At 52.5% G+C, this 21,016-nt stretch carries 17 protein-coding genes; 16 read left to right on the top strand and 1 reads right to left on the bottom strand.

What is annotated here, in order from left to right:
- Positions 1–273: 273 nt before the first annotated feature.
- The 16 genes from FW764_RS03870 (at position 274) to FW764_RS03795 (ending at position 19,518) form a co-directional block, all read left to right on the top strand.
- Positions 274–1,062, top strand: a complete 789-nt coding sequence (locus tag FW764_RS03870; protein ID WP_446432829.1) for a CPBP family intramembrane glutamic endopeptidase — start codon at positions 274–276, stop codon at positions 1,060–1,062.
- Between the two features lie 620 nt (positions 1,063–1,682).
- Entirely contained in the window at positions 1,683–2,696 is a 1,014-nt protein-coding gene (locus FW764_RS03865; RefSeq protein ID WP_446432828.1) for a glycosyltransferase, read from the top strand.
- Complete coding sequence (locus FW764_RS03860; RefSeq protein ID WP_446432827.1) at positions 2,696–3,841, top strand: FAD-dependent oxidoreductase; 1,146 nt, start codon at positions 2,696–2,698, stop codon at positions 3,839–3,841. The genes FW764_RS03865 and FW764_RS03860 overlap by 1 nt, the downstream gene beginning before the upstream one ends.
- A 7-nt stretch (positions 3,842–3,848) precedes the next feature.
- A complete protein-coding gene (locus FW764_RS03855; RefSeq protein WP_446432826.1) occupies positions 3,849–4,592 on the top strand; it encodes a glycosyltransferase in 744 nt (247 codons plus the stop codon).
- Entirely contained in the window at positions 4,589–5,530 is a 942-nt protein-coding gene (locus tag FW764_RS03850; protein WP_446432825.1) for an aldo/keto reductase, read from the top strand. The genes FW764_RS03855 and FW764_RS03850 overlap by 4 nt, the downstream gene beginning before the upstream one ends.
- 3 nt (positions 5,531–5,533) lie before the next feature.
- Positions 5,534–5,923, top strand: coding sequence for a GtrA family protein (locus FW764_RS03845; protein ID WP_446432824.1), 390 nt, complete (start codon positions 5,534–5,536; stop codon positions 5,921–5,923).
- Positions 5,924–6,610: 687 nt separating this feature from the next.
- The gene (locus tag FW764_RS03840) at positions 6,611–7,612 is read left to right on the top strand and encodes a GDP-L-fucose synthase family protein (protein ID WP_446432823.1); all 1,002 of its coding nucleotides are present in this window, start codon (positions 6,611–6,613) and stop codon (positions 7,610–7,612) included.
- A gap of 57 nt (positions 7,613–7,669) precedes the next feature.
- A complete protein-coding gene (locus FW764_RS03835; RefSeq protein WP_446432822.1) occupies positions 7,670–9,613 on the top strand; it encodes a glycosyltransferase family protein in 1,944 nt (647 codons plus the stop codon).
- The gene (locus FW764_RS03830; RefSeq protein ID WP_446432821.1) at positions 9,610–10,440 is read left to right on the top strand and encodes an ABC transporter permease; all 831 of its coding nucleotides are present in this window, start codon (positions 9,610–9,612) and stop codon (positions 10,438–10,440) included. The genes FW764_RS03835 and FW764_RS03830 overlap by 4 nt, the downstream gene beginning before the upstream one ends.
- The gene (locus FW764_RS03825) at positions 10,430–11,773 is read left to right on the top strand and encodes an ABC transporter ATP-binding protein (protein ID WP_446432820.1); all 1,344 of its coding nucleotides are present in this window, start codon (positions 10,430–10,432) and stop codon (positions 11,771–11,773) included. The genes FW764_RS03830 and FW764_RS03825 overlap by 11 nt, the downstream gene beginning before the upstream one ends.
- Complete coding sequence (locus FW764_RS03820) at positions 11,766–12,776, top strand: FkbM family methyltransferase (RefSeq protein ID WP_446432819.1); 1,011 nt, start codon at positions 11,766–11,768, stop codon at positions 12,774–12,776. The genes FW764_RS03825 and FW764_RS03820 overlap by 8 nt, the downstream gene beginning before the upstream one ends.
- A gap of 215 nt (positions 12,777–12,991) precedes the next feature.
- A complete protein-coding gene (locus FW764_RS03815; RefSeq protein WP_446432818.1) occupies positions 12,992–15,415 on the top strand; it encodes a hypothetical protein in 2,424 nt (807 codons plus the stop codon).
- 199 nt (positions 15,416–15,614) lie between these two features.
- Entirely contained in the window at positions 15,615–16,700 is a 1,086-nt protein-coding gene (gene gmd, locus FW764_RS03810) for a GDP-mannose 4,6-dehydratase (RefSeq protein ID WP_016979321.1), read from the top strand.
- Between the two features lie 7 nt (positions 16,701–16,707).
- Positions 16,708–17,643, top strand: coding sequence for a GDP-L-fucose synthase family protein (locus FW764_RS03805; RefSeq protein ID WP_446432817.1), 936 nt, complete (start codon positions 16,708–16,710; stop codon positions 17,641–17,643).
- Complete coding sequence (locus FW764_RS03800; RefSeq protein ID WP_446432816.1) at positions 17,644–18,387, top strand: glycosyltransferase family 2 protein; 744 nt, start codon at positions 17,644–17,646, stop codon at positions 18,385–18,387.
- Between the two features lie 12 nt (positions 18,388–18,399).
- A complete protein-coding gene (locus FW764_RS03795) occupies positions 18,400–19,518 on the top strand; it encodes a glycosyltransferase family 4 protein (protein ID WP_446432815.1) in 1,119 nt (372 codons plus the stop codon).
- A gap of 39 nt (positions 19,519–19,557) precedes the next feature.
- Here FW764_RS03795 and FW764_RS03790 read toward each other — a convergent pair whose 3' ends face one another.
- The gene (locus tag FW764_RS03790) at positions 19,558–21,006 is read right to left on the bottom strand and encodes a mannose-1-phosphate guanylyltransferase/mannose-6-phosphate isomerase (protein ID WP_446432814.1); all 1,449 of its coding nucleotides are present in this window, start codon (positions 21,004–21,006) and stop codon (positions 19,558–19,560) included.
- Positions 21,007–21,016: the final 10 nt, after the last annotated feature.

Raw genomic sequence — 21,016 nt, 5'->3', positions numbered from 1 at the left:
TACTGACAGGTGGGGGGTAATGACTGATCTGCGCAGGCTGCTTATTCCCGCACGGCACGACGACAGCGTTGAGCGCTGAATCGACTACCGCTATGCGAGGGGAAGCAGGCATGGGCTGATCTTGTGTGAAGGGATGAAGAGTCGGTGACTATAACCAGCCGTCGACCGGTTTTGCAATCACCCCCGCCGAGCCAGTCCGCGTGGAGGAGTTTTCACTTTGAGGGAAAGGCACGGTCGTTATAATGCCGACCAGTTTTTATCCAAGGATTTCACATGCTCGCTCTGCCCTGGTTGTACCTGGCGCTTCTCTCCATTGGCTATGTACTGGCCTTGACCTATGGGCAACTCGGCGCGCTGGCGGTGGTATCGGTCGCCCTGCTACTGATCGCCGGATACGCCGTGCGCCAGCAACGCACACCTTGGGCACGTTACGTCGGTCACGGGCTGTTCATCGTATTGGCCTTGGGCTTGGCGATGCACTGGCTGCCGGGTTTCTACAACGGGCGTGCGATAGCTCCGCAGCACTTCACGCCTGACGCAGTGCCGTTCTCGATGTACCTGAACCAGGACAAACCGCTGATAGCCTTTTGGCTGTTGCTGGCCTGTCCATGGATTGTAGCGCGACGCTCGCTGCGCCTGACGATTTGCGTGACTGCATTGGCATTAACCCTGACGGTGGTTGCAGCGCTGGGTGGCGCGGTGTTGTTAGGGGTAACCAGTTGGGCACCGAAATGGCCGGAACAGGCGTGGATCTGGGTGCTGAATAACTTGCTGCTGGTGACGCTGGTGGAAGAGGCGTTGTTTCGGGGGTACATCCAGGGCGGATTGAGCCGGCGCTTTAAGCAACTGCCTTATGGGGAAAACCTGGCGTTGCTATTAGCTTCATTGTTGTTTGGGCTGGTGCATGTCGGCGCTGGGTGGCAGTGGACGTTGTTGGCGGGCATTGCGGGGGTTGGGTATGGACTGGCGTATCGGTTTGGCGGGTTGGGGGCGGCGGTGGTGACGCATTTTGGGGTGAATTTGCTGCATTTTGGGTTGTTTGTTTATCCGATGTTGGCTTGAGCGCCCCCCTCTCGAATAGGTCGAATAAAAATTCCGGTATCAATTGGTACGGGTGATACGGGCATTTTTCCCGTCGGATGAAAGCGCGTATGCTCATCGCACAGGCAGTACAAGAGCGTCGTATTCAAAGCTCCTTGATATACGTGAATTAATGTATCAAGGGTGTGATTTCTTTAGCGCTCAAGGCGGCCCTGCTGGATAGACCTTTCATCTACCGATGCCCCTGGGCAAGTACCTTTTGGACCACCACAGGTTCACAGCGGCTTTAGCGCTCAGGAGCAACACCTTTTGACGATACCCCGTTAAAAACCGGACTCTTTGAACCCACGACAACTACCCGATGTCGATGGGATTGTGATAATTTCGCGTATGTGTGTACCCTCACCAACCTTATTTAAGACTGATATGACGTTGTCGATGGTTATTTTCGAATCGAGCAGCCTAGATACATCGCTGACGCATCAGCGCTGTAAGGAAGAGTCCGTGTGAGTATCGCCTTCCCTCCCGCCCCGATTATTAATCGATGGCGCGTCAAGCTTGTTTTGTCGGCCAGCACACCGGGGCCTAAAATCTTCCCCCTCCATCATTTTTCTTTCAATGTATTGAATGAGTGCTAATAAATGGACTTTTTCCCCTGCTTTCTTTCTGTTGTATTTGTTGTTCGCAACCAATCAAAGAATATTGAAAAATATTTGACCGATGCCACCGCAATCATTTCCACGCTCGTCAGCGACTACGAACTAATCATTGTCGATAACGCCTCCGATGACGACAGCATCACTGTACTTAAGCAACTCACCGCGGAAAGTGGACTGGCTAATCTACAAGTCTACGCACTTACTAAAGAAGTGGATACCGACACCGCCTCGTGGGTCGGCTTAGAGAGTGCGCTCGGCGACTTCGTCGCCGTCATCAATCCTTTACTGGATGACATCAACTTTATTCCACAGATACTCGAAAAGGCTGCCAACGGCGCAGACGTAGTATTTGCCAATAATGAGCAAAAACCATCGCAGAGCATGGCCTACAGGGGGGCGAACGCCGTTTTTCACGGTTTATACAACAGACTTAACGGCGTTGACCTTGCCAAAGAGGCGCCGCAATATCGCATGCTCAGTAAGCGTGTTATTAACTTTATACTCCAACATCCGCAACCGACTATGACCTATCGTCATCTGCCAGCGACCGGCGGCTTCGCGCGAGCCTATCTCACCTACAGTGCGGCACCGAAGTCATCCCCCCGCAAGCGCTTGGGTGAGAGCATCGATCGAGGCATGCGGCTGCTCGTATCTACTACGCGCGCGCCCATGCGGCTTGTCACTTATTTGTCGTTGTTCGGTGCGCTCGCCAACGTGGTGTACTCCATCTATGTGCTTGCCGTCGCGGCCCTAAAGCCTGATGTAGCGCCTGGCTGGGTGAGTTTTTCGCTACAGCAATCGGGGATGTTTTTCCTTATTTCGCTGGTATTGCTGGTACTCGGCGAATACATCCTGAACATGGCCAGCCTGTCGAATGAGGGACCGCTTTATCATGTCGGCCAAGAGTTCACCAGTGCACGTATGACACGCTTGGAAAAGCTGAATATTGAAGAGGTCAGCTCCCTATCCACCAAGACCGACGACGCCATATTCTGATGGCAAACATAAATCACCAGCAAACCGCAGTAGTGATAGGCGGGGGATTTTACGGCGCAGCCATCGCAGTTTACCTCGCCAAGCAACGCGGCCTAAAGCGTGTACTTTTGATTGAGTGTGAGCCGGCGCTGCTCAAGCGCGCCTCGTACAACAATCAGGCTCGCGTTCATAACGGCTATCACTACCCTCGTAGTTTTACCACTGCTTATCGCAGCCGGGTGAACCTGCCGAAGTTTGTAAAGGACTGGCCACAAGCGATCAAACAGGACTTTACAAAGCTCTACGCCATCGCACGGCGTAACTCAAAGGTCACCGCTAGGCAATTCGAACGTTTTTGCAGAGATATTGGTTCCGCCATTGAGCCCGCCGCACCCGAGCTGAAGGCGTTATTTGAACCGCGGTTGATCGAAGACGTATTCCTAGTCCAAGAGTACGCGTTCGATACAACGAAACTTGCTCATTGGGCTGAACGCGAGCTTAAAGAAAACGGTGTGCACGTCCTCTTCGAAACGCGAGCGGTCGAAATTATCAGAGCCTCAAACCCGTCTGTTCGGGTAGTCGTCGAGGGAAAAGGCGGCCAAAAGGAACTGATTACCTGTGATTACCTTTTCAACTGTACCTATAGCGGTATCAATCATTTCAGCGGTGATTTCACAGGCGTTCAAACGGGCCTCAAGCACGAAATCACTGAAATGCCACTGATGCGCATGCCCTCCTCGCTGGAGGGTTTAGGTATCACGGTAATGGACGGCCCATTTTTTTCAATGATGCCTTTTCCAGCTCGCGGGCTTCATACTCTGTCCCACGTCCGATACACACCTCACTTGCACTGGGACGACGAGCAGGGCGTCAACCCTTACGAAAAATTGGGTGAATATGACAAGGCAAGCCGCGTCGATCGAATGGTGAGAGACGTGGGTAGGTACATTCCTGCAGTCTTGAGCTCCACCCATGTAGACTCACTATTTGAAGTCAAGACAGTACTGACAAAAAGCGAAGGGGATGACGGACGGCCAATCTTGTTCGAAAAGCACGCCACATTGCCTGGCTGCTACTCCATTCTGGGCGGTAAGATCGACAACATTTATGATGTCCTAGAAAAGCTGGACCTCGAAGTTTTCAGTGAAACCGACCCCGACTCTTGAGCACACAATGACTAACACCATCGAAATCACCATCCCGGTTCTGAATGAAGATGCGACCCTCGCCCAGCAAGTCAAGGCAGCTCACGCGTATATCCAGGAACACCTTAACGACCTCGGTATCATCACCATTACCCTCGCGGATAACGGTTCAACCGACAATACTCAGGCAATTGGCACAGCACTTTCGGAAGAACTTCCAAACGTCCGCTATTTGCGCCTTGAAAAGCGCGGTGTCGGCCTGGCCTTGAAGTCATCATGGACGGCCTCTTCCGCTGACATTGTTGGCTACATGGACCTCGACCTTGCCACCGACCTGAGCTACCTCAGGCCGGCGCTCAGTAGCCTGATCGCTAAAAAAGCCGATATCGTGACCGGCTCTCGCCTTGCCAAGGGCGCAAAGGTGATTGGTCGCACGCCCTTGCGAAATTTCACCAGTGCGTGTTTTAACCGCATTGTGAAATTCACCTTCCAAACCTCTTTCAGCGATGGCATGTGCGGCTTCAAATTTCTGCAGCGCAGTGTCCTGGCTCCGCTGATGAGTGAAGGCGCCAAAAGTGACGGCTGGTTTTTTGCAACCGAACTTCTGGTTACCGCCGAGCACATGAATTATACGGTGCAGGACCTTCCCGTCACCTGGACTGATGACCCCAACTCCAAAGTTAAAATCATCAAACTCTCGCTGGAGTATTTGAAGGCAATGTTTGCACTCCGCCAACGGCTACGTCACTCCAAGAGCGCGCCACATTCATGATCAATCTAGCGAATGACGACAAAACGCTGGTGCTCGGCACCGCCCTATGGGGCTGGGGCATAGACGAAAACAGCGCGTACCAACTGATCGATACCTTTGTGTCCAAGGGCGGCAGCACGATCGACACAGCGTCCAATTACCCCATCAATAAGCGGTCGGAAGACTTCGGCCTTGCCATACGCTGGGTTGAACGCTGGGTGAAATCAAACCCTGGCACAGACGTATCCGTCATAGCCAAAATAGGCGCCACTGATAACTCAGGATCTCCCGACACCGACCTGTCAGCCTCGAACATCCTCGCGACAGCCACCGAACTCAAAGATCGCCTGGGGCAGGCGCTGTCCTGTGTCTCAGTGCACTGGGACAACCGCGGCGCGGAGCAACAAGATTTCGTCGAGATTGAGAAAACCCTAGAGGCCATGGCGACCCTACGCCAACGCGGCCTGGGCATTGGTTTGTCAGGCATCAAGTTTCCCGCCCTGTACTACAAGGCCAAACCCGAACTTTCTGAACACTGGCTTATACAGGTCAAGGAAAACTTTAACACTCGCGCCGCTCGCGAAAGCTATTACCCGCACTTTCCCACTGCAAGGTACTTAGCCTACGGGATCAACCTGGGCGGAATAAAAGCAACGCCGACTGAAAAAAATAGTTCCGCTGAGCTGAGGAAGATCGTTCATTCCACGACCCTGATTGAGAAACTGTCGAACTTCCTGGCGGCCAACACTTCGATTGTTCCGCGCCCCGCCTCGGTGAATGATCTCGCCTTGGCATTTATCTTTGCCAACCCGGCACTCTGTGGCGTGATTATTGGCCCACGAAACAAGGGACAATTGCTCGGCACGCTGTCTTACTGGAAGGCGCTTCGCAACACCTTCAATCATGCGGACCACTCAGCGTTATTAACTTCACTGGCCGAACACACTCATCATGGTTGAAGCATGATACAGCTTATAAAATACGCTCTGACAGGTATCATCAACACCCTGATTGGATATGGCGTGTTTTGGGTATTGTTCACCCAGTTCAATATATACGCAGAGTATGCAAACGCTGCAGGGTATGGTATTGCCTTGGTCTTTGCATTTCTGCTTAACAAGGTTTTTGTATTCAACAAATCAACCTTTCACTCAGCCATGATCCCAAGGTTCATTGTTGCGTTTATGCTTGCCTTCCTCATCAATCAGTTGGTCCTTATCGTGTTCCACAGAGTGCTGGATATCCGCGCGGAAATCGCTCAAATCCTCGCAATGGGAACCTACACGGTCCTATTTTATATATTGAACAAGCGTTACGTTTTCAAGGAAGGCGCTACTTATGAAAAACACTGACCCTACGGTCATATTCTGCACTTTCAGCTGGCCCGCAGTTTGACCCGTATTGTGACGCGTGACTGCCCTCCACCTACTCGCCACCTAACGGCGTAACGCACAGTTCTCTGAGTGGTAGAGATGCCTGATTCGAGGGTGTTTTTTGTGCATCACGCCAGAAACCCCGCCCACAAAAATAATTGACCGCTCCGATTGGCGGAGAGGAAAATTCCCCACACCGTGGTAATATCGCTGTCATACGCGCCTTGAAAAATGGCCGTGTAGAGGGCTCTGGTAGATTAACCACTCGTCGCCAAGATGCTCGTTTTCGCCAAGGATAGAATAGACGACGGGCTGATTTCAGGAAAATTTTGATCGAAGATGCAGCCGCGCAGTCTACTTTTGCCGCTCTATATTTCAGAAGGTACACTGGCGACCCTGAGAGAAGCTGGATCGGGCTTCCAAGCCCAAGAACGCGTGAGCTGTCGAGGACTCATGAGGTCAACTTTCAATCGGAACTCATCTCCCACAATGCGTGTCATCTTACAGAACAGCCACCACGCTGATTACACGCCAAACAGTAGGTCGAGAGTTCACCCTGATGCGGGAGGCACTTTTCGGTACTGCACACTGATAGATTGAGCACGGCGAAGGGTTGCGGAAACCAAGGTGATTCTGCAAAGCTTTCTAAACAATTAGGATGATAAAATGTCTGCAACAAACGCCAATGAATCGGTACCGGGTTCGACCTCACGCTTCGCAGGGAAAAAAGTTTGGATTACGGGCCACAGAGGGATGCTCGGTTCTGCTGTGGTGCGAAACTTCAAAGGTGAGGATGCCCAACTGCTTCTGACGGCCAGATCTGAACTGGACCTTACCAACCAAGCCGCTGTGTACGATTGGATGGATAAGAATCGTCCAGATTATATTTTCCACGTCGGCGCTAAAGTCGGCGGCATTCACGCCAATGCAACGTTGCCCGCATCATTCATTTATGACAATTTGATGATTCAAACAAATGTCATTTCTGGGGCTCACAAGTTCGGCACCACCAAGTTACTTTTCGTGGCAACTAATTGCACCTATCCCAAAAATGCAGTGCAGCCCATTGCTGAATCAGCCCTGCTCACGGGACCTCTGGAAGACAGTATTCGCGCTTATGCCGTAAGCAAGATCGCCGGCATTGAAATGTGCCGGGCTTACCGCAAACAATATGGCTGCGACTTCGTGTCAATTATCCCACCTAACCTCTATGGCCCCGGCGATAACTACCACTCCCAACACAGCCATGTGGTTGCCGGGATTCTTCGCCGCACGCACGAGGCCAAGGTATTGGAGAAAGACGAATTTGTCGTCTGGGGTGACGGCACACCGCGTCGTGAACTCCTGCATGTCGACGACCTTGCCGGTGCCATGAAGTGCGTCATGCTCGCCCCGACCACGGACGATCTCTACAACATAGGCTGCAACCATGACATCGCCATTGCTGACCTCGCGGCGATGATCGCGGAAGTCGTCGGCTATAAGGGCAAAATCATCTACGACACTGACAAACCCAATGGCACCATGCGCAAACTGCTTGATAGCAGCAAAGTTCGGGCACTCGGCTGGAAGCCGAGTATCAACGAGAAAGTGGGGCTTGAAAGCGCCTACAAGGACTTCTTGGGACTCCTTGAGTCACCAGCGCCAGACGCACGCATCGATCTGTGATGCAGGGCGAAGCCGAGACGTTGTCTTTTTTAATTCCTACAGTTTGGATGCTGTGAAATGAGCAATGATTTCCCTCTGCCCGAGGGCGTATTTGGCCGCTTTGGCGTTGTTAAGCTTTGGCCGGGCATTAAAACCGCAGAAGATGAATGCATCGCGCGCCTGAAACTGGCGGCCAAAGCCATCGGCGTTGAATGCGTCGAAGTGCATGCCGATGGCGGCCTGATTTCGGCCCCCGACATCAAAGTTTCAAAGACCAATGTCGATTTTGTGATACACCTGCATTACGACACCCCCAAGCGCTACGATGCCTTTTCATTCGTGGCGCTGTGGAACCCATTGAAGTTCTATCACGAGTGGGGATATCAGCGTTGCTCGCGCAACCTTACTACACATGATGACTTCCTCAGTTGCAGCTCCATTGCCGCAGATGACCATGTAGCACGTATGGTTCGTGGTTCCACCACGCACTTGCCTGCGCATTTCAAGCTTTACCACTCGACACCCAATATCGTCCACGAACCATCCCTGGGTGACGGCAAACTGTTCTATGCCGGTATCAACTGGGAAGCCATCGTCAGTAGCCGCCAATCACGCCAGCAAGAAGTGCTCAAGCGCCTGGACCCAACCGGCCTGCTGAAGATCTATGGCCCCACCATTTTCCAAGGTGTGCGTGTCTGGGAAGGCTACCAGAGTTACGTCAGAGAGATTCCGTTCGACGGTTTCTCCATGATCAACGAAATCGCCAAAGCTGGCGCCGCGCTGGTGCTGTCCTCGCAGGCCCACCGCGATTCGGAAATGATGTCCAACCGCCTGTTTGAAACCATTGCAGCCGGTACGCTCGTCATCTGCGACGAGAACCCTTTCGCGCGCAAGTTCTTCGGCGACTCATTGCTCTATATCGATAGCCGCTCGCCAATGGAACAAATCTACGGCGACATCACCGCGCACCTCAGCTGGATCAAGAACAACCCTGAAGAGGCGCTGGCCAAGATCAAGCAAGCGCAAGCCATCTTCAACGAGCATTACTCACTGATTGGCAACCTGAAGGATCTCTACACCGAGCTCAATGCGCGCAAACAGCAACTGGCGGCCCGGCATCTGGGCGCTGACGGCGAAAAGACTAGGATCAGCCTCAACTTGCTGATGCTGGACTACTCCACCGCCGCACTCAAGAAGCACGTCGAAAGTGTCGCCCGTCAAAACTACACCAACTTCACCGCCACCCTCGTGATCGACAGAGTCGCCGCGAGCGATCTTAGATCAGAGATCTCGCGAATTCTGAGTACCTCTCCCACCCCAATCCAAATCAAGGAAATAGAAGGCTACAAATACGGCATTCATCCTGAAATCAAGGTTAAGCGCCTGCTGGGAGACACGCTCAAAGAACTGGTTTCAGACGCCGCACAATCCGATGCAATCGTATTTGTCGCGCCCAATGAGAAGCTGCTTGCCAACCACTTGACCACCCTCGCTGGCGCGTTGCAAAGCGACCCCGAGGTGAACTGTGCAGCAACAGCCGCGATTATGGATGACGGCCATTCCCCTGTGCACACCATCCATGAGTTGGTAGACTTTGGCCATGTAGATGCCGCAGGCCCACCGGGTTACGGCCGGTTCATCTTCCGAACGGCCGCACTTCCTACCGACTTGAATATCGCGCTGCCTTACCTTGACGGACGACCACTGGCGGCAATGATCACCGGCCAGATCAAACATCTTTTGCCCGCCACGGTCATTCTGGATGTACGGCAGTCATTTCCTGAGAGAGCGTGGGATGAAGCTGCCGAAACCGAGCTGATCAAGGACTTCAATCCGCAGGTGCTCAAAGTATCCGCAGGCTTCTATATGTCCGCAACCCCCGCACCCGTTTACATCGAGGCGCCGAATCGCTCCATCGCCAGGCTGTTTCTCAACAAGACCTGGGTTAAAGCCCAGATCCACGCGATCAGAACCCAAGGTCTCAGCGCGCGCCTCGCAGTATTGAAGCGAAAACTAGGATGAACCCACACGCCCCTGCTCCCATTTCGTTGTTTTCCCTGCTCAAGAGCGTTTGGTCGAATTGGAACCTGATCCAACAAATGACCAAACGGGACGTTATCGGCCGCTACAAGGGCTCGATGATGGGTATCTTGTGGTCGTTCGCGAACCCGATACTGCTTTTGGTCATTTATACGCTGGTGTTTTCAGTCGTATTCAAGGCTCGCTGGGGAACCGGTGAGCCTGGGAGCAAAAGCGAGTTCGCCATCCTGCTGTTTACCGGAATGATCGTTCACAGCCTGTTCGCCGAGACCCTGACAAGAGCACCCACGCTAATCCTGAGTAATATCAGCTACGTGAAGAAAGTGGTGTTTCCCCTGGAGATTCTTCCGATTATCGCCATGGGCACCTCCTTCTTCCACGCTCTGGTGAGTATAGGGGTCTTGCTGGCGGCGCAAGTTCTGGTTCATGGCTCGATCCCATGGACCGTGCTGTTCCTGCCCCTGGTGATCGCGCCGTTGATTGTTCTGTCACTGGGCCTCGCGTGGATACTCGCTTCTCTTGGCGTGTATTTACGCGACGTGGCGCACCCAATAGGCTTGCTCATGACCTTGCTGCTTTTTGCCTCCCCGGTGTTTTATCCGATCTCGGCCTTGCCGATAGAGATCCAGCCGTGGTTAATGCTTAACCCCCTGACCTTCATCATCGAGCAAGCTCGCGCGGTGCTGATCGCAGGATCAATGCCCAATTTCGAAGGCCTGGCGATTTATGCGGCAATCGCCGTCAGTATTGCCTGGGCGGGCTATAGCTGGTTCCAAAAGACTCGAAAAGGATTTGCGAATGTCCTCTAATGAATTCGCGATTCGTGTGGAAGCTGTTTCCAAGCGATTCGAAATATTCGAACACCCTCGCGACCAGCTCAAGCAATTCATCTACCCCAGACTGCGCAGACTGTTTCGCAGGCCGAGCCGCAACTACTTCAAAGAGTTCTGGGCGCTTCAGGAAATTTTTCTTGAGGTGCGCAAAGGTGAATCCTGCGCCATTGTCGGCCTTAACGGCAGCGGCAAAAGTACGCTCTTGCAGATCATTACCGGCACCCTGACCCCCACTACTGGCAAAGTCAGCATTAATGGCCGGGTCGCCGCGCTGCTGGAACTGGGATCGGGCTTCAACCCAGAATTCAGTGGGCGCGAAAATGTCTACATGAATGGCGCCCTGCTGGGCTTCAACCGCAAAGAAATCGATGCAAAAATTCCTGACATCGAAGCGTTCGCCGATATTGGCGACCATTTTGATCAGGCACTTTCATCGTATTCGAGCGGTATGCAAATGCGTGTCGCCTTCGCCGTTTCCACGGCGTTCGAGCCCGACATCCTGATCATTGATGAGGCGCTGGCTGTGGGCGACGCCTACTTCCAGCAAAAGTGCTTCCAACGCATTGAAAGCTTTCGTGAACGCGGCGGCACCCTGTTGTTCGTGTCCCACGATGCCAACACGGTAAAACACATTTGCAACAAAGCTCTGCTATTAAGTCATGGCAGAACCCTGAGCTTTGGTGCCCCTCGAGACGTGATCGACCTGTATCAAGGACTGGTGGCGAGAAAGACCGACATGAGCGGCAGCCAAGTATCGGTTGATCAGAGCGTTGCCCCCACCGCTGAAAGCCTGGAAGTTATCGAGCATCCGACGGCGTGGACCAAAGCCACGACCATCACCACCAATGGTGATGCGGAACTGATCGATTTTGCTTTGCTGGATGCGGAGAACCACCCCATCACCTACATTGAAAGTGAAACACAGCTGACGGTCCGCTATATCGTGAAGCTGAATAAACATTTCGAGCGACCTGCGTACGGTCTTATCGTGAGAGATCGCCTGGGTCGCTCGCTGTTCGAAACAAGCACTTTTGCCCTGCAAATACCCGACGCGCCCTGCCATCAAGGCGCCCAAGTGCTCGTGCGGTTCAATCTCAACTTGAACTTGAAGGCCGGTCAATATTCATTTTCAGTGGGAGTGGCCAACAAAGGTTTCTCCAGGAGCGAATTTGAAGAATACAGCCTGCTGATGCATGACGTGGAGCAGTTACAGGTCACCGAGTCACCACTGGCGGCGTTCTACGGGGGTATTTTTAATATGCACCCAGTCGTATCCGTGGATTTACTGGAAGAAAAGTCAAATGCCTGATCTCGACACGCTGTCCCAACAGCTGGAAGAAGCCCTGAAAGAGCTGAAGGCCCTGACAGAGCGACAGTTACACTTTGAGACCCTCCTGCTGAACAAGGGCCTGTCGACTGAAGACGTCGCCGGCTTCAACCCATTGCTGCATCGAAATTTCATCAGTAATGCCGATGCCGCACAGCAAAAGCACCTGATGCACAGCTGGAAGTACAACTCAGCGGCCGTACTGGCCCCTTCGGAGCTGGCGGAAAGCGGATTTCGCGCGTTTTCTCAAAATGATGAAGACGGTATTTTGCTGCGCCTATTTACCCATATCGGTTGCACCAACCGTTATGTTGTAGAAATAGGCAGCAATTGCAGCGGCTCCGATGTCGGCATACCTGAAAATCTGTCCACCAATCTGCTGGTCAATCACGGCTGGCACGGCACGATTTTCGAACTCGATGCGACCGAATGCAACAAGATGCGCTACTTCTTCGCGCGTACCGCCGCCACACGTCACTATCATTGGACGCGCGAGGGCTTGACCGAATATTACTCCCCAGTGATCGTTCAGCAAGCCATCAGCCCGGAGAACATCAACGAGCTGCTGCTGGCTGCCAACCAAGAGCCAGAGCCCGACCTTTTTATTATTGATATTGACGGCGGTGATTTCGCTGTCATGGAAAATCTCAGCGCGATCAAACCACGCGTCATTGTCGTCGAGTTTGAAAAACGCTTTCGCGAACGGCACAGCGTCGTTCAGCGGGACCGGAAGCAGTTCAGCCTCAGGTGGCAGCAATCGGGCGCGGCCAGCCTGACTGCGTGGGCTGAACTACTGCAGCCTAAAGGCTACAGGTTATGCGCCGTAGGGAGCTGCTGCTTTAATGCATTCTTCGTGCGAGAGGATGTCGCCGAAGGCGAGCTGGCAACCCTGTCACCCAAATCAGCCTTTGACTCACACCCGGTATTTTCGGCGATGGATGACAGTTTTTGGCTCGAGCCCGATGAGAGCTGGCAAATACTGTAAGTTCAAATCCGGCGAGTATTCCACTGCTACGAACAGTTGAGCTTATTGCAAGCAGCACTGGACGCACTGGGTGAGAGGATCAACGCCCTAGGAGCACCTGCGCGCCAGACCGCTGCTGGCAACAGCACTCGCGACCACGCGCCCGGGCCAGCAACAACATTCCAAAACTCAACACAGCGCTTGAGTACTATAAATTCAGCAAGGACCTAGTGGGCATGACATTAAAAAACCCAAAGCACACAGCAATAACGCTACTATTTTTAATCGTCGTGCCATTAATTATCGCTTATTATGTCTTAGGGCTTGACAAGTCCGGCCTTAACTCTCCGTTTGTCTATGGTCACCTCGACGATATTTGGCAGTTCTCGCTGACCAAAATGGTCAAGGAAACGGGTTGGGTTCTCTCTAATCCCTACCTCGGTGCTCCCGAAATCGCAAAATGGCACTATCACTCTGCGGCCCAAACCAGTGCACTGCACTCCATTATCATGTTGATGATGAGCCCATTTTTCGACAGCGCGATCACACTGCAACAAACTTACTACGTATTAAACTTCCCGCTTATCGCGTTAACCGCTTACCTGTCATGCCGGTTGCTTTCCATTCGGCGCCTACCGGCAATCAGCGTCGCGCTGCTGTTCGCCTTTTGTACTTATCGCTTCAACCTCATCATCTACTCGTTCCTGCCCAATTATTTCTGCATCCCCTTGGCCATGGTTGCCATCATTTGGACCCTCCAAGGAAAGTTTGACAAAGGGCTGGCCTCTTCATCGCTGCCGACACTGTTAAAGTCTCTGTTTAAAAACAAGTCCTTTATCCTTGGACTCTTTTTCATTATTCTGATTGCCTTATCAGATGGTTATTATGCGTTTTTTTCGTTGTTGCTTTTTGGCTTGGCGGGGGCGGCTCGATTACTGGTAGGTGGCTGGAAGCAACCCAAAACCCTGATTCCCGCGATCCTCTATATTACGACCCTGGTCGCGGTCTCGCTTCTCATCCAACTCCCGCTTTATCAATATAAGAAAGCCCACCACGACGAGTTTTACTCTCAGACTAACGTTGCTGACCCGACGCTTATAAAGTCGCCCTTTGAGGCAGAGGTTTATAGCAGCAGCCTGAAACTGCTAGTCAGCCCAAGCCCTCAGCACCATATTGCAACGCTGGGCCGCGTAGGCAGCTACATGATAGAAACCGCCAATGCGAATCGGCAGTTTAAAACCGATACTGTGGTACCACTTGGCTTTGTCGGTTCAGCGTTGCTACTCCTGAGTTTCATATTGCTCGTAATTCCGCAAGTTCGTCGCACTGTATTGCCTAGTAACAGTGCGCACGAACATAACTCCCAGAACCCTATCGAATTAGGCGATTGCCTCCTGGCGATCATACTTTTTGTATTCCTGGCGAGCATTTCAGGCGGGATCGGGACGCTGATAGCACTGGTATTTCCCACCATCAGGGCCTACGAACGCTTCCCGATTTTTTTGGTGTTCGCCCTCTTGCTGCTCGGCGCCCTGCTGGTAAGCCGGATATTAAGCGCGACCCGTCGCCCCTTCCTGGTAACGCTGGCACTGGCGGCTATCACAGGCTTGAGCCTCTATGACCAAATTCCAGGTCACGTATCCGCCCGATCGCCCGACATTCGCCCGCGAGTCGCAGAAGAAACCGCATTCGTCAAAGGGCTGGAGGCCAACCTACCCAAAGACGCAATGGTCTATCAATTTCCTTATTCTCAGTACCTGACCGACAACAAATACTACGGCTGGGGCTCGTTCGACCATATTCGACTGTACTTGTTTTCTCATAACATCCACTGGAGCAACGGTGGCTCTAAGAACAGCCCGGCTGATGAGTGGAATCGGCGTATTTCGAAATTGCCGATCGACGCACTGCTGAGTGAAATTCAAGCGATCGGTTTTAAAGCACTGGTGATTGATCGGACCGTGGTCAAAGAGCCCGAGTACGCAACACTCAGAGCCTCTTTGCAACAATTGAACTTTGTCGTTGTAGAGGATGTCTCAGGGCGTTTTGCCTATATCCTGCTTCCTGAGCAAAACTTCAAAGTTTCTTACGCCAAAGACTATAAATCCATCGACAGCATCACCATAAACTCCTCCACACCGATTGATAAGAGCGCCTTCCCAGAGCTGATTGATGCTGACAAGCTTGAGCAATTACTAAACGCTAACCGCGCGCCTTTCCCTTTGCATATAGGCCGCGCCCAGCACCCAGAAATATTCAAAGACCTTATGGCGATGCGTAAAGGCAGCGGTGACTTCGCGCTGTCGCCCTCCGATCTTAAGGCCACGCTAACCTGCACGCGGCTCGATGAGCAACGTTTTGCGATTGACCTGAACAATAATGGAACTTTTAATCTGGCGCTGGGTCAAGGCTCATTCCCGTTTAACGTTGGGGTACATGTAAAGAGCAAAGACGGCACAATGCTATTATGGGATTCGGGCTATCGGATTGCAGGGGATTTGGTTGTCAAGCCGGGCGAGAAAAAACGTCTCGTGTTGGACCTGAAAGACTATACTGGCGCCCATCAATACAAAGCGGACCCGACCCATTCATTGCAATTTGAACTGGTTCAAGATGGAAATACCTGGTTCTCAAACGCCAGCTGTTCTCCTGCACCGTGATTGCACAGTAAATGCTTCAATAGGGTGCTGATGAGTTTCCCAAGTCGCAAACTCACCAGCACACATTGAGAATTGAGCCCCATTGAGGCAGTATAGAAAATTATCGGCCGGGTTCTGGCTGAGTCGATCAATCGTGAGGAATTGCTTTCCTCGCTATCGCTTCAAATATACTTTTTAAAAAACACGTCAAGAGAAGCATATGAAAAAAGTTGCGCTTATTACTGGAGTAACAGGTCAAGACGGATCCTACCTGGCCGAGTTGCTTCTCGAGAAAGGCTATGAAGTGCACGGAATCAAGCGCCGAGCCTCATCGTTCAACACCGACCGCATCGACCACCTGTACCAAGATCCACACGACTCTGATCGTCGCCTCGTCCTGCATTATGGGGACATGACTGATTCGACCGGCCTGATCCGCGTCATCAAGCAAGTGCAACCCGACGAAATCTACAACTTAGCAGCACAGTCCCACGTTGCGGTATCGTTCGAAGAGCCTGAATACACCGCCAACTCCGACGCACTGGGTGCACTGCGCATCCTGGAAGCGATCCGTATCCTGGGGCTGGAGAAGAAAACCCGTTTCTATCAGGCGTCGACCTCCGAGCTGTATGGCTTGGTACAGGAAACCCCTCAGAAAGAAACCACACCGTTCTACCCACGCTCCCCGTATGCGGTGGCCAAGCTCTACGCCTACTGGATCACCGTCAACTATCGTGAAGCGTACGGCATCTATGCCTGCAATGGCATCCTCTTCAACCACGAAAGCCCAGTGCGCGGTGAAACCTTCGTAACGCGCAAGATTACTCGTGCATTGGCCCGTATCAAGCTGGGTCTGCAGGACTGCCTGTACCTGGGCAACCTTGACGCGCTGCGCGACTGGGGCCATGCAAAAGACTACGTCGAAATGCAGTGGCTGATGTTGCAACAGGAGCATCCGGAAGACTTCGTTATCGCCACCGGCAAGCAGTACAGCGTTCGCGATTTCGTCAATGCTGCGGCAAAACACGCCGAAATCAACATCACCTGGAAGGGTGAAGGCGTTGATGAAAAAGGCTACGACGCCGATGGTAAGTGCATCGTTTCGGTTGACCCACGCTACTTCCGCCCAACTGAAGTAGAAACCTTGCTGGGTGACCCAACCAAAGCCAAGCAGAAATTGGGCTGGACTCCTAAAATCAGCTTTGAGGAACTGGTCACCGAGATGATGACCGAAGACTTGAAGTCAGCGACTCGTGATGAGTTGGTGAAAAAACACGGTTACTCCGTCTACGACTACCACGAGTAATAGCTAGGTGGATAAAAGCGCCAAAGTATATATCGCGGGGCACGCCGGCATGGCTGGTTCCGCGATCCAGCGGCGGCTATCCGCCGCTGGGTTCAGCAATTTCGTTACTCGCTCGCACGCTGAGCTCGATCTGACCCAACAGGCCGCTGTGGACGCTTTTTTTGCCGCAGAGAAACCTGAGATCGTGTTTTTGGCTGCCGGCAGGGTTGGCGGGATCAAAGCCAACAATAATTTCAGAGCTGAATTTATATATCAAAACTTGATGATAGAGGCGAACGTGATCCACAGCGCCTGGAAACATGGGGTTCAGCGCCTCCTGTTTCTGGGTTCCAGCTGCATTTACCCGCGCGATTGCCCCCAGCCAATCCACGAAGACTATCTGCTGACTGGACCGTTGGAGCAAACCAATGAGCCATATGCAGTGGCCAAGATCCTTGGCGTCAAACTCTGCGAGAACTACCACCGTCAATATGGTGCTCAGTTCATTGCTGTCATGCCGTCCAATCTGTATGGCCCTAATGACAGTTATGACTTGGAAAACTGCCATGTGCTGCCTGCCCTGATTAGTAAAGCCCATGCGGCAAAAATGAGCGGTGCATCGGAGCTGGTGGTATGGGGCTCGGGCTTGCCAAGACGCGAGTTTCTCTACGTAGAAGATATGGCCGATGCTTGCGTGCACTTGATGGAGTCCGATATCAAAAGCGGACTTTTCAACGTAGGCATGGGAAGCGACCTGCCCATTGGCGAACTTGCCGAGTTGGTCATGAAGGTTGTCGGTTACAACGGCCGGATCGTATACGACCATAGCCAGCCCGACGGCACACCGCGCAAGTTACTCGATATCAATCGCTTGAAAGGCCTGGGATGGACAGCCCAAACGCAGTTGCGTGAGGGTATAGCTCTAACCTACAAAGATTTTCTCAGCCGTACGGATCACCTCTGAATGTCCCAACCCTTGGTCACGATCGCAGTACCTTCATTCAACCAGGGCCGTTATCTCGACGATGCTTTAAGGTCAATATTTGAACAGGATGTTCTTGTAGAGGTATTTGTTCTGGACGGCGGTTCTACCGATAACTCGGTTGAAGTCATTCGCAAATGGGAACACAAGCTGGCCGGTTGGCGCAGTCACCGAGATGACGGTCAAGCGGCCGCTATCAATGAAGGTATCGTTCAAGGCAAAGCCCCTTTTGTCTGCTGGCTGAACAGTGACGACTGGTTTGAACCCGGCGGGTTGAAACGACTGATCGAAGCTATTAACGCCGCACCACAGGCATCAGCGGTGTACGGCAAGTGCTGGAACGTCATTCAAGACACTGGCAAGCGCAAGCCTGTATGGGTTGAACCATTCAGCGAGCGTCGGCTGTCACTGCGTTGCATCATTTCGCAGCCCGCCACATTGATCCGCAGATCGGCCTGGGAAACTATAGGCGGCGTAGACCCCTCTATGCACATGGCAATGGACTACGATCTCTGGTGGCGACTCTTCAAAGAAGTCGGTCCACTGGTACATGTGGATGCTTTCGTAGCCGTTAACCGAGAGCATGAAGAGACCAAAACGAAAACTCTACGCCGGCGCCATTACGCAGAAGCTATCGCGGTAGTGCGCAGACATCACGGTAGCGTTCCCTTGAAGTGGTGGCTTTTTCAGCCCTACGCCGTCTGGCTAAAATCCATCTTCCCCTAATCGGAACTCGTTATGCGCATTTTGCATTTTTATAAAACTGCCTACCCCGACACTATGGGCGGTGTGGAGCAAGTTATACATCAAATTTGCCAACAGTCGCCTCGCTTCGGTGCGACCTGCGAAGTTCTTGCACTGTCCCCTCACCCAAGCCCGACAGTACTGGAACTGGACGGTTATAAGACTCACCAAGTTAAAGAAAATATAAAAATTGCTTCAACTGGCTTTTCGATCCACGCGTACTCGAAGTTTAAAGAGCTCGCGCAGCAGGCTGATATCATTAACTACCATTTCCCTTGGCCGTTCATGGACGTCATCCATTTCGCCAGCCGGATTAAAAAACCCAGCGTCGTCTCCTATCACTCTGACATCGTCGATCAAAAGAAGCTGCTAAAACTCTATCGCCCACTCCAGAACAAATTCCTGAGTAGCGTCAACCGTATCATTATCGCATCGCCCAACTATTTGGAATCCAGCGCCGTATTGCCGGCGTTCCGCGAAAAAATCAGCATCATTCCAATTGGGCTAAACAAAAAGAGTTACCCAATCCCCTCTCCTGCAGTGAAAGCGCGATGGGCGAAACAACTGCCCGAGCGATTCTTTCTGTTCGTGGGCGTACTGCGTTATTACAAAGGCCTGCACACGCTACTCGAGGCCATCCAAGGCACTGGCTATCCCGTGGTTATTGCTGGCGACGGCCCAAAGAAACAAGAGCTCAAGGAACAGGCCGATCAGCTGGGGCTTCAGAACCTGCACTTTTTGGGGAAAGTTAACGATGAGGACAAGGTGGCGTTGATTCAACTGTCCACCGCCATCGTATTTCCTTCGCACCTACGCTCAGAAGCGTTCGGCGTCGCATTGCTGGAAGGAGCAATGTACGGAAAACCTATGATTTCCTGCGAAATCGGCACCGGCACAACCTACATTAACATCGCAAATGAAACAGGGCTGACCGTTCCACCCGAAAACCCAATAGCCTTTCGCGAAGCCATGCGTTACTTATGGGATCATCCCCAAGAGGCAGCGGTGATGGGCGAAAAAGCACAGGCGCGATACACGGAGCTATTTACCGGCGATCAAATGTTACGGGGATATATGAAGGTCTACCAAGACCTGATGAACGAACAACGATAACACCTGCCCGACACTCAGTTCGGGCAGGCTACACTCGCGTTACTTGCCGCTTTCGACCCGACCATAGATATCCTCAAACCGAACGATATCGTCCTCACCTAAATAATCGCCACTCTGCACCTCAATCAACACCAAATCGATGACCCCTGGATTCTCCAGGCGATGGGTATGACCAGCAGGGATGAACGTTGATTCATTTGTGTTGAGCAAAAACTCTCGATCGTTATTAAACACTCGTGCCATACCGCTGACCACGATCCAGTGCTCGCTTCGGTGATGGTGCATTTGCAGTGAGAGTGAACCTTGAGGCTTGACCACAATGCGCTTGATTTTGAAGCGCTGCCCTTCCTCCAGTGTGGTGTAGGCCCCCCACGGACGGCGAACCGTGGTGTGATCAAGGTGTGAGCAATGGCCGTTCTTCTTTAACTGCGCCGTGATTGCTTTGATGTCTTGAGCATGGTCTTTGTGTGCGACCAGCAAGGCATCCGGCGTATCAACGATAATCAGGTCCTCAACGCCTACCAAAGCCGCCAAACGACGCTGGCTACGCACGTAGTTGTTGCAGGCGCCATGAAAAATGGCCTCACCTTCGACGCGATTGCCCTGCTCATCCGCTGGCGACAGTTCGCTCATGGCATTCCACGAGCCGATATCACTCCAACCGATATCACAAGGAACCGTTGCGACTTTGTTAGAGCGCTCCATCAGGGCGAAGTCGATGGAAATATCAGGCACTTTGGCAAAACTTTCCGGCTCGAGGTGCAGGCTTCGATGGCTATTGCCGGTCATCGTCCCGGAACCTGCCAGGCAAAGGTCCACGGCACTGGAGACATCCGGTGCGCAGAGTGCCATTTCTTCAATTAACGTACCGGCGCGGAAGCAGAACATGCCGGAGTTCCAGAAGTACTCACCTGAAGCCAAATAGCCTTGGGCGGTTTCCAGGTCTGGCTTCTCGACGAAACGTTTGACCTTGAAGCCATTACCGAGAGGGCTGTCATTGTCTTTCTGGATATAGCCGTAACCGGTCTCCGGATATTCAGGCTTAACGCCAAAAGTTACCAGCCAACCGTCTTTGGCTAACTCGGATGCCGCCGAAACTGCATGGGCAAATGCCGCATGGTTATCGATCAAATGATCAGCGGGCAGCACCAGCATGATGGCATCTGGCCCATGAGTGCGCGCAACTTCTTGAGCAGCCAGCGCAACAGCCGCTGCGGTATTGCGCCCGAAGGGCTCAAGAACAAAACTTAGATTCGTGAATTGAGGCGCTTGCGCGCTGTATTCGTCGAGGGTTTTGAAATAGAGGTCACGGTTAGTGATCGTCAATACTTCGCTGACGGCGTCCAATGCCAGGGCGCGCCCATAGGTCTTACGAATCAGATTACCGCCGCCCGGCAGTTCAATAAACGGCTTGGGGTGTGCTGAACGAGAGACAGGCCACAGACGACTGCCCGCACCACCGCAGATAATGACCGGAACAAGTGTCACATGTAACTCC

The sequence above is a fragment of the Pseudomonas sp. 1152_12 genome, from assembly GCF_052850675.1.
The sequence above is the reverse complement of the archived record's forward strand: the minus strand, read 5'-3'. Positions and strand labels throughout refer to the sequence as shown.

Bases quoted from the DNA above. Each gene is read 5' to 3' on its own strand.
- FW764_RS03870 (WP_446432829.1), top strand. From the start codon at position 274: ATGCTCGCTCTGCCCTGGTTGTACCTGGCGCTTCTCTCCATTGGCTAT.
- FW764_RS03865 (WP_446432828.1), top strand. From the start codon at position 1,683: ATGGACTTTTTCCCCTGCTTTCTTTCTGTTGTATTTGTTGTTCGCAAC.
- FW764_RS03860 (WP_446432827.1), top strand. From the start codon at position 2,696: ATGGCAAACATAAATCACCAGCAAACCGCAGTAGTGATAGGCGGGGGA.
- FW764_RS03855 (WP_446432826.1), top strand. From the start codon at position 3,849: ATGACTAACACCATCGAAATCACCATCCCGGTTCTGAATGAAGATGCG.
- FW764_RS03850 (WP_446432825.1), top strand. From the start codon at position 4,589: ATGATCAATCTAGCGAATGACGACAAAACGCTGGTGCTCGGCACCGCC.
- FW764_RS03845 (WP_446432824.1), top strand. From the start codon at position 5,534: ATGATACAGCTTATAAAATACGCTCTGACAGGTATCATCAACACCCTG.
- FW764_RS03840 (WP_446432823.1), top strand. From the start codon at position 6,611: ATGTCTGCAACAAACGCCAATGAATCGGTACCGGGTTCGACCTCACGC.
- FW764_RS03835 (WP_446432822.1), top strand. From the start codon at position 7,670: ATGAGCAATGATTTCCCTCTGCCCGAGGGCGTATTTGGCCGCTTTGGC.
- FW764_RS03830 (WP_446432821.1), top strand. From the start codon at position 9,610: ATGAACCCACACGCCCCTGCTCCCATTTCGTTGTTTTCCCTGCTCAAG.
- FW764_RS03825 (WP_446432820.1), top strand. From the start codon at position 10,430: ATGTCCTCTAATGAATTCGCGATTCGTGTGGAAGCTGTTTCCAAGCGA.
- FW764_RS03820 (WP_446432819.1), top strand. From the start codon at position 11,766: ATGCCTGATCTCGACACGCTGTCCCAACAGCTGGAAGAAGCCCTGAAA.
- FW764_RS03815 (WP_446432818.1), top strand. From the start codon at position 12,992: ATGACATTAAAAAACCCAAAGCACACAGCAATAACGCTACTATTTTTA.
- gmd (WP_016979321.1), top strand. From the start codon at position 15,615: ATGAAAAAAGTTGCGCTTATTACTGGAGTAACAGGTCAAGACGGATCC.
- FW764_RS03800 (WP_446432816.1), top strand. From the start codon at position 17,644: ATGTCCCAACCCTTGGTCACGATCGCAGTACCTTCATTCAACCAGGGC.
- FW764_RS03795 (WP_446432815.1), top strand. From the start codon at position 18,400: ATGCGCATTTTGCATTTTTATAAAACTGCCTACCCCGACACTATGGGC.